This is a genomic window from Streptomyces sp. NPDC002130 (genome assembly GCF_040296465.1).
GTDB lineage: Bacteria > Actinomycetota > Actinomycetes > Streptomycetales > Streptomycetaceae > Streptomyces.
On sequence record NZ_JBEOXI010000581.1, the window covers coordinates 1 to 2,287 of the forward strand.

A 2,287-nucleotide genomic window follows, 5' to 3' on the forward strand; every position below is an offset into this window, starting at 1 on the left:
GCAGCCACGGTGGTGGCTGCCGCGACCACCGCCGGAGGCCTGTTCGGCGCCGGTGGCGCGCAGGCAGTGCCCCGCACCCGCACCTACACACCCGACTGGGAATCGGTCGACCGGCATCCGCCGGCCCCGGAGTGGTTCAAAGACGCCAAGTTCGGGATCTACTTCCACTGGGGTGCCTTCAGCGTCCCCGCCTACGAGAGCGAGTGGTACCCGCGCCAGATGTACATCGAGGGCAGCGCGGCCAACAAGCACCACGTCGCCACCTATGGCACGCCCTCGGCCTGGCCCTACCGCAACTTCATCGACGGAGGGAAGGATCTGGCGGGCAACACCGTCCAGTTCGCGCCCCAGTTGAAGTCCGCGGGCGGCAACTTCGACCCGAAGGAATGGGTGCAGCTGTTCGTCGACGCCGGTGCCCGGTTCGCCGGCCCCGTCGCCGAGCACCACGACGGATTCTCGATGTGGGACAGCAAGGTCAGTGAGTGGAACTCGGTCGCCAAGGGCCCGAAGCTCGACCTGCTGCGGCTGTTCACCGACGCCATCCGCGCCCGGGGCCTCAAGCTCCTGGTGGCCATGCACCACGCGTACCACTTCAACGGCTTCTTCGACCACGTGCCCGCACAGACGGACCCCAGCCTCAAGAAGCTGTACGGGCAACTGAGTCCGGGCGAGGAGAACCAACTCTGGTACGACAAGCTCAAGGAGGTCATCGACCGCGCCCGCCCCGACATCCTCTGGCAGGACTTCAAGCTCGACGCCGTCGACGAAAAGCAGCGGCTCAACTTCCTGGCGTATTACTACAACCAGGCCGAAGCCTGGGGCCAGGAAGTCGTCGCCACCTACAAGGACGGCATGAGCGACCGCGGTCAGGTCTTCGACTACGAGCGCGGCGGCCCGGGCGACCTCACCGCACCGTACTGGCTCACCGACGACAGCATCTCCAGCTCCAGCTGGTGCTACACGGAGGGCATCGGCTACTACAGTATCCAGCAGATGCTGCACTCGTTCATCGACCGGGTGAGCAAGAACGGCAACATGCTGCTCAACATCGCCCCGAAGACCGACGGCACCATCCCGCAGGCGCAGAAGGACATCCTGCTCGGCATCGGCGACTACCTGAAGCGCTTCGGTGAGTCGGTGTACTCCACCCGCGCCTGGACCGCGTACGGCGAGGGCCCGACGAAGATGGGCGGCGGTTCCTTCACCAACCCGACCGCCGGCACGGCACAGGACATCCGGTTCACCCGGAACAAGGCCAACACCGCCCTGTACGCCACCGTCCTGGGCTGGCCCGGGAGTTCGCTGACGATCGGCACGCTCAACTCCGGCCGGATCGACCTCACCTCGCTGCGGTCGGTGAAACTGCTCGACGACGAGGCCGGTCACTACATCACCCTGCCCAAGCCGGTCCAGAGCGCGACCGGCCTGCGGGTGGCCCTGCCGGCGACAGCGCCGTTCCAGGCCCACGCGTACGTCCTGAAGCTCGAGTTCTCCGGCCAGATCCCCGGTCTGCGCCCCCTGCGCGGTGCCGTGGCCTTCCCGGACTCCGGCTACCGCGGGGCGGCCGCGGTCCTCGCCGCCGGCGACTACGACGGTGAGCGACTCGAGCTCGCAGGCCTCGGTCCCCGCAGCCTGTCCTCACTACGGCCGGCGCCCGGCTACCAGGTGACCGGCTACTCCGGGGACGATTTCACCGGCACCTCGTGGACGTTCACCACCGACGTCCCCGACCTTCGGGACACCGGCGGCAACGACAGGATCGCCTCGCTGAGGGTCCAGTTCGCGCCGTCCTCGTACTTCCGGATCACCAATGTCACGGACGGCCTGGCCCTGGACTCCGGCGGAGACGTCGCTTCCGGCTCCGACCTCAAGCAGTGGAGCTGGGACAACAGCCCCAACCTGCACTGGCAGGCGGTCGACGTCGGCGACGGCTACTACAAGTTGGTCAACCGCGCCAACGGCATGGTGGCCGACGGCTGGGGTGCCGCCGCCGACGGCTCCACCGCCCGGCAGGCCGCCTGGAACGGTGGCAGCAACCAGCAGTGGCGGATCACGCACCGGGGCGACGGCCGCTATTCGATCGCCAACCGCACCACCGGCCTGGTCCTCGACGGCGGCGGCAACGTGCCCTCCGGCTCCGTCACCAAGCAGTGGACCTACGACGGCAGCACCAACCTCATGTGGACCTTCACGGCTCTGTGAGGCCCACCGGCGGTCAGTACGCCAGGGTGAAGCGACGCCGGATGGCTTCGCCCTTCTCCAGCGCGGCCGGGGCGCCCGCGGTGTC

At 68.2% G+C, this 2,287-nt stretch carries 1 protein-coding gene; it reads left to right on the forward strand.

Translation table 11 applies throughout. The annotated features are described in order from the left end of the window. The coding region (locus ABT116_RS43055) for an alpha-L-fucosidase (protein WP_351646192.1) at positions 1-2,202 on the forward strand (2,202 nt) is incomplete at its 5' end. Between the last annotated feature and the right edge of the window lie 85 nt (positions 2,203-2,287).